The organism is Litoribacter ruber (assembly GCF_018500185.1).
In the GTDB taxonomy this organism is placed as follows: Bacteria; Bacteroidota; Bacteroidia; order Cytophagales; family Cyclobacteriaceae; genus Litoribacter; species Litoribacter ruber.
In genome coordinates, this window is sequence record NZ_JAHBGI010000014.1 from 64869 (window position 1) to 71590 (window position 6722).

4 protein-coding genes and 1 rRNA gene are annotated in these 6722 nt (G+C 43.2%); 1 reads left to right on the plus strand and 4 read right to left on the minus strand.

What is annotated here, in order from left to right; all coding sequences use genetic code 11:
- Window positions 1-85: 85 nt before the first annotated feature.
- Window positions 86-2521, plus strand: coding sequence for a TonB-dependent receptor domain-containing protein (locus KIH41_RS16190; protein WP_214163037.1), 2436 nt, complete (start codon window positions 86-88; stop codon window positions 2519-2521).
- Window positions 2522-2542: 21 nt separating this feature from the next.
- Here the strand turns inward: KIH41_RS16190 and KIH41_RS16195 are convergent, their stop codons facing one another.
- The 4 genes from KIH41_RS16195 to rrf all read right to left on the minus strand — a co-directional run bounded on the left by KIH41_RS16195 (window position 2543) and on the right by rrf (window position 6595).
- Complete coding sequence (locus KIH41_RS16195) at window positions 2543-3538, minus strand: flavin-containing monooxygenase (RefSeq protein ID WP_214163038.1); 996 nt, start codon at window positions 3536-3538, stop codon at window positions 2543-2545.
- 3 nt (window positions 3539-3541) lie between these two features.
- Window positions 3542-5440 (minus strand): ABC-F family ATP-binding cassette domain-containing protein, encoded by a 1899-nt coding sequence (locus KIH41_RS16200; protein ID WP_214163039.1) that lies wholly within the window; start codon window positions 5438-5440, stop codon window positions 3542-3544.
- 84 nt (window positions 5441-5524) lie between these two features.
- Entirely contained in the window at window positions 5525-5839 is a 315-nt protein-coding gene (locus KIH41_RS16205) for a hypothetical protein (RefSeq protein ID WP_214163040.1), read from the minus strand.
- Window positions 5840-6483: 644 nt separating this feature from the next.
- Window positions 6484-6595 (minus strand): 5S ribosomal RNA (rrf, locus tag KIH41_RS16210).
- Window positions 6596-6722: the final 127 nt, after the last annotated feature.

A 6722-nucleotide genomic window follows, 5' to 3' on the forward strand; every position in this document is an offset into this window, starting at 1 on the left:
TATAACTCCATTAAGATAAAGGAGTCGTAATTTCGGAATATTATTTTGTAAATTTGAAAACCAACTATTATCAAAATTACACCATATGAAACCATTTATAGGATTAATCCTAGCTTTTTTTATTTGCACGTTCTCTATTGAAGTTTACGGTCAATCCATCACTTTAAAGGGCCGTGTTCTAGATAGGGAATCCGGGGAGGGTTTGGAGTTTGCCAACATAGCTTTGCTTTCCCCATCAGACTCGAGTCTGGTAGGCGGCGGCATGACTGACTTGGATGGCCGCTTTGAATTCACATCCGAACCTGGTGAATATATTGTCAGAGCGGGTTTTATTGGATACAGACAAGAATACAAAAATGTAAACCTAGGCGATAAGCCAGAAGTTAATCTGGGGAATTTCCGCTTGCAATCTGACACAGAGGCCCTGGATGAAGTAGTAGTCGAGGGCGTTCAGTCCATGTTTGAAAGCGATATTGATAAAAGAAGCTATAATGTGGAAAACAGCATCGTCGCCGAAGGCGCTACGGCTTCTGAGTTGCTGGGGACACTTCCGTCCATTCAAATGGATGAGGAGGGTGGAATTTCCATGCGAGGTAGTGGTGATATACTAATATACATCAACGGCCGTCCATCCAACCTTTCTGGGGATGATGCCGAATCTATCCTTGCACAGTTCCCAGCCAGTAGCATTAAAAGTGTGGAACTGATCACCAATCCATCTTCCAGATATGACGCCGCGGGGGTCGGCGGTATCATCAACATTATCCTGAAAAAAGACGAAAGAAGAGGCTTAAACGGACAGGCACAAGTGGCTGTAGGGACAAGAGACAAGTACCAAGCTGGATTCAATCTCAATTATGGCTTGGAAAAGATCAACTTTTTCGGTTCTTATAACTTTCAGGACAGAAGGCTTTTCACGGAATCTGAAGCTTTCAGATCGGCCAATATACCTAATGCCTCTCCATTCTTGGATCAGGACGGCTATAGGGTCAATAGGGATGTCAATCACTTCACAAGGGCGGGATTTGACTATACGCCCAATGAAAACTCCACATTTGGCTTTTATGCCCAAGGTAATTTCAGAGACAGAACTGCAGACAACATTCTCAACCAAAGAAGCCTTAACAGCGCCAGACAGCTTGACAGCTTGTTCGTAAGATCTGAAGATGATTCGAGAACGAGTTTTAATGTGGAGACAGGTGTGAACTATAGCTATGAATTTGACACCTTGGGACAGCAGATTTTCACCTCCCTTTCCTACAGTAGAGATGAGCGGGACCAATTGGAGCTATATGATCAGCTATTCTTCAACTCCTTCAATGAGGAAGTACCCGAAAATTTCCTTTCACAAAGAAATGTCAGGCCGCAGGTTAGTGATCTGTATGTATTTCAATTGGATTACATAAAGCCGTGGGAAAACGGGGGAAAACTGGAAACGGGGTTAAAAGGAACGTTTGGGTTCTGGGACAGGGGACAGGACTTCTTCCAGACAGACCAATCCACAGATTTCCGTGAGGTCCAAAACGACACCATCAGTGACAATTTCAACTTTAGAGAAAATGTATATGCCGCATATTTAAACTACGGCCATACTATAGGAAAATTGAACTACCAAGCAGGTTTGAGAGGGGAGTATACCGAGACTACAGGTGTGCACGCCAACTCTAACCAAACGATAGTCAACAATTATTTCAACCTATTCCCAAGTCTCTTCCTAACCTATGACCTGCCCGGAAACGAGGAAGATTTAAGACTTAATTATAGTAGAAGAATTTCAAGACCTGGAATATGGGGTTTGGCCCCCATGTATAGAGTGGGAGATTTGCTTAATTTGAGTATTGGTAATCCATTCTTACAACCTGAATTTACTGATAGTTATGAGTTTGGATATCAAAAGGGATGGGGAAGCTACCTATTCACGGGTACCACATATCACAGAAGGTCCACAAATGTGCAAACTAGAGTGATCAACCTTCAGGATAACAACGTGGCTGTACAAACCAGGGAAAACGCCGCCAGCAGAGTAAATACAGGTTTGGAGCTGATCAACCAATTTGAGTTTACCAATTGGTGGGATATGATGCTCTCTGCTGACTTATTCTACTCGGAAATCTTTGGTGACAATATCGAAGAAGGGTTTAATAATAGTAACTTCAGCTGGACCTTAAACATGCTATCAAATATTAACATTAGAAATGTTGCCAACTTCCAGATTCAGGGTAATTATCGTGGGCCTATAGTACTTCCTCAAGGGGAAATAGAACCCATGTATGGTGTCAACATAGGCGCCAAGAGAAATTTCATGCAGAATCGGGCGACCATAGCAGTCAACGTAAGTGATATTTTTAATACCAGAATCTTCAGAATAACGACCGAAGATGCTCGATTTGATCAGAGAAGGGTATTTAACCGTGAGACCAGAATTGGTACGGTAACATTTACTTACCGATTTGGTGGGTTTAGAGACAGAAATGGACGTGACCCTGACAGAGATCGGGACGAGGAAGATGATGACTTTTAAGCAATGAAGGGTAGCCGATGGCTACCCTTTTATTTTTTGAAGCAGATTCTGAACATCTTTCTCTTGAAACTTAGCAATAAAAGGAAAACGCTCCCTTTGGTAAGGCACCCCTAAGAAGTGCATTTTGGGAATATTGCTCTGTCCATCCTGGGACCTTATCTTGTCAACATTGGTATCGAAACCCTCAATTTGGATCATCCTGAAATCAGGGCTATACCCATCTGAATAGATGACAAAATCAAAGGTATCAGAAGTGCCATTTGAAAATTTCACCTCATTCCCCGTTACAGCTTCAATCTCCGGCTTGATCTTAACCTTCTTCATTTTGGAGGCCAGCTTATCAAAATAGAATATCGGATTCTCTTTGCCATCGACCACATCTTTTTTATTGAGCTTGTTTCCCCACCAGAACCTGTTCTTGCCCAAGATCGACAAGGAGGCTTTACCTCTTTTACTTTTGGCCCAGGTAACATCAAAATACTTGGACAGCTCAGCAGCTATTTGTGCGCCACTATTGCCATTTGCTGAAACCAGCACCTTCTTGCCTTTGACAGAAACAGGATTTTTGTATTTCCTCACATGAAGAGCTGGAATCGCCAGATCGTGGACCCATTGTGGTTTCTTGGGATTTAGAGAATTCCCATTGGCCATGATAACCTGATCTGCGGTAAAAGTGCCATTGCTGGACACAACCTCAAACACGCCATCCTCAAACCTGATCTGGGACACAAAATGATTGGTATAGACAGGCAACTGAAAGTGGTCTACATAGCGGTCTAGATAATCTCCCATTTGGTCTTTTGTAGGCCTAGCTTCCGCCTCCAGTGCCATGGGAAGGCCTGGCAACGAAGCCATCGCTGAAGGTGTAAAAAGCTGCATGGAATCAAACCTGGACCTCCAAGCATCTCCCACTTGCAGGTTTCTTTCCAACACCACTATGTTTGCCTTATCCTTTAAAAAATAGGCTGCCATAATCCCATAATGGCCTGCCCCTACTATAATTATATCTTTATGCATATGTTAATCTGATATCCCATCAAGTTCGCTCAATTCAAGCCAACGCAACTCTAACTCCTCCAATTTATCATCAATTAGCTGAATACGGTTAGACCACTCCATTAATTGCTCATGGTCATCAGTCCCCACCGAAATCTGGTGAACCAGCCCGCTCTTCTCTACATTAAGGTCATCTATTTGCTTTTCGATTTCAGCAAACTCCTTTTTCTCCTTAAAAGAGGCCTTCCCTTTAGATTCTTTTGGAGCTTCTACTACTGCAGTTTGCACTTGCTTAGGGGACTTTTCCGACTCCTTTTCAGCTTTCTTTTCCGTTTTTTCCCATTCCCTAAAGTCTGTATAGTTCCCAGGAAAATCCTTAATCTTACCCTCTCCTTCAAATACAAAGAGGTGTTCAACTAACCTGTCCATAAAATAACGGTCGTGTGAGACTATTATTAAACAGCCCGGGAAATCATCCAGAAATTCCTCTAAGGTATTCAGGGTCATGATGTCCAAATCATTGGTGGGCTCATCCAGAATAAGGAAGTTCGGGTTTTTGATCAGCACCATTAAAAGCTGCAGCCTACGCCTTTCACCACCGCTCAATTTACCTACAGGTGTATGTTGCTGCTTTGGAGGGAAACCAAACCTGGTCAGAAATTGTGATATGGTAATCGTCTGGCCACCTGCAATGGTCACGACCTCTGCTACGTCTTTTACAATATCAAACAGCTTTTTGCTATCATCAAACGAGCCTTCTTCTTGCCTGTAATAACCAAAAGCAGTGGTTTGCCCAATATCAACTTTTCCAGAGTCCGGATCCAATTGACCGGTGATCATATTAAGGAAGGTTGTTTTTCCAGCTCCGTTAGGGCCAACAATACCTATTTTATCTCCCTTCTTGAAAGTATAAGAGAAATCGTCCAGTATCTTTTTCTTTCCAAAGGACTTGTTTAACCCTTCTATCTCAATGATCTTCTTGCCAAGACGCTGAGAAGTGACGGTAAGTTCGATTTCGCGCTCTTCCTTTTTGGAAAAGGCCTTTTCTTTTGTTTCTTCAAAAGCATCTACCCGATATTTGGCTTTTGTACCTCGTGCCTTAGGCTGGCGTCTGATCCAATCGAGTTCCTTTTTGTATAGACTCTTGGCCTTATCTATTTCTGTAGCTTCAATTATTTTTCTTTCAGCCTTCTTCTCCAAGAAATACCCATAATTACCGGAGTACCTGAAAATCTTTCCATCCTCAAGTTCGATGATTTCATTCGTTACCTTCTCCAAAAAATACCTATCGTGAGTTACCATGAACAGAGAAAGATTGGCTTTTGAAAGATAGTCTTCCAGCCATTCAATGGTTTCCAAATCCAAATGGTTGGTTGGCTCATCCAGAAGCAAGAGGTCAGGCTTCTCCAATATGGCCTTAGCAAGCGCCACACGCTTTCTTTGTCCACCAGAAAGGTTGGACACCGGCAATTCCGTATCATGTAAGCCAAGCTTGCCCAAAACCTCCTTGATCTGATATTCAAAATCCCAAGCTTGGAGGTTTTCCATCTGTTCCATAAGCTTATTGAGCCTATCGGAATTGTCTACACCTTCTTGGGCTTTGATTAGGGCCTCATTATACTCTTGGATAGTTTGTAGGGTAGCATTAGAACTCTCATCAAAGATAGTCTGATAAATGGACAGGCTACCTGTAAAAACAGGATTTTGGGGTACAATGGCAACCTTCACCTGCTGGTTGATGGCAACATTTCCGCCATCGGCTACTTCGGCGCCCATGATGATTTTCATAAGGGTTGATTTCCCTGCGCCGTTTATGCCGACCAAGGCGATTTTCTGCCCTTGATCAATTCCGAATGATATCTGATTAAATAAGACTTTATCTCCGTAAGACTTGGAGAGGTTTTCTACTGACAAGTAATTCATGCCCAAAATTAAACAAAATATAGCCGGTAATAAGAAAAGGTGGAAACTAATTAGCTCCCACCTTATTAAGTAAGTTTGTAAGTGTTATTTGGAAAACAGCGATTTCATGGCCGCACCCAAATGCCTAGCCGCAATTTCGAGGTGCTCCCCAGTCTTTTTAATTTCCGGCTCGATCAATTTCTTCTTTTCGGCCAGAATTTTCTCAAAGTCATCACGCTTGGATTTGAATTCTTTCTCGAGATCTTCTTTCTTAAATTCCATTTCGGAAATCTTCTTTTCAATATCCTTTTTGGCTTCCCCGGTGGCCTTCGCTCCCTTTTCGACCAACTCTTCTATTTTTAGTCCTATTTCCTGGAGCAGCTTCTCTACTTCCTCAAAAGATTTCTTGTGCGTAGTCATACCTGTGGTTGATTTTACTTCAAGTTACAATTTAACAGCCTAATAAGCAAGAATAGCATACTAGGGGATAAGGTTTAGGAGGTTAATATCCATTGTTTAAGGTTTAAAGTTTAAGGCATACGATTGAAAGTGCTCTGCGAAGAGGACTTTGTTGTTTCTTGCTGACGTCCTAAATGATGAATGCAGAATGATGAATGATGAATAAATGAAATGGTCGCTGGGAAGAAACCTCCGTAAAACTCCCATTTGAAATCCGCGCAACACTCCCGATCCGCAAAAGGCTCCTCGGGACAAGTTCTGGCCCTCTTCAAACTCTATTCTTTTGCGATCCTTGCTGACGTCCTAAATAATGAATGATGAACGCTGAATGATGAATAATGAAATTGTCGCCGTAAAGAAGTCTCCGTGAAACTCCCTTTTGAACTCCGTGTCCCCATGAAAGCCTTAAACGCAAAAAAGTCTCTGGATTGTTCCAAAGGCTTTGTGTAATAAAGGAAGGCGGCGACCTACTCTCCCGTCCGCCGCGGCGGACAGTACCATCGGCGCTGCAGGGCTTATCCGCCGAGGCGGATCGGGATGGGAAGAAGTGGGGCGGATAAACGCAAAAAAGCCTCCAGATCTCTCTGAAGGCTTTGCTTAATAAAGGAAGGCGGCGACCTACTCTCCCGGATGTGACTCCAGTACCATCGGCGCTGCAGGGCTTAACTTCTCTGTTCGGGATGGGAAGAGGTGGGGCCCCTGCGCTGGGCCGCCTAAGGTTTTGGTGTCGGATGTCAGATGGCCGGTGTCGGATGTTGCTTCCGATCGGCCGTCTTCCGGCACTGTCCATTGGACACAATATTTTAAGTCCATTTATCTTCGTACTTGGTACTTGGTACCTGGT

Coding starts and splice junctions, on each gene's coding strand:
- KIH41_RS16190 (WP_214163037.1), top strand. CDS start 86: ATGAAACCATTTATAGGATTAATCCTAGCTTTTTTTATTTGCACGTTC.
- KIH41_RS16195 (WP_214163038.1), bottom strand. CDS start 3,538: ATGCATAAAGATATAATTATAGTAGGGGCAGGCCATTATGGGATTATG.
- KIH41_RS16200 (WP_214163039.1), bottom strand. CDS start 5,440: ATGAATTACTTGTCAGTAGAAAACCTCTCCAAGTCTTACGGAGATAAA.
- KIH41_RS16205 (WP_214163040.1), bottom strand. CDS start 5,839: ATGACTACGCACAAGAAATCTTTTGAGGAAGTAGAGAAGCTGCTCCAG.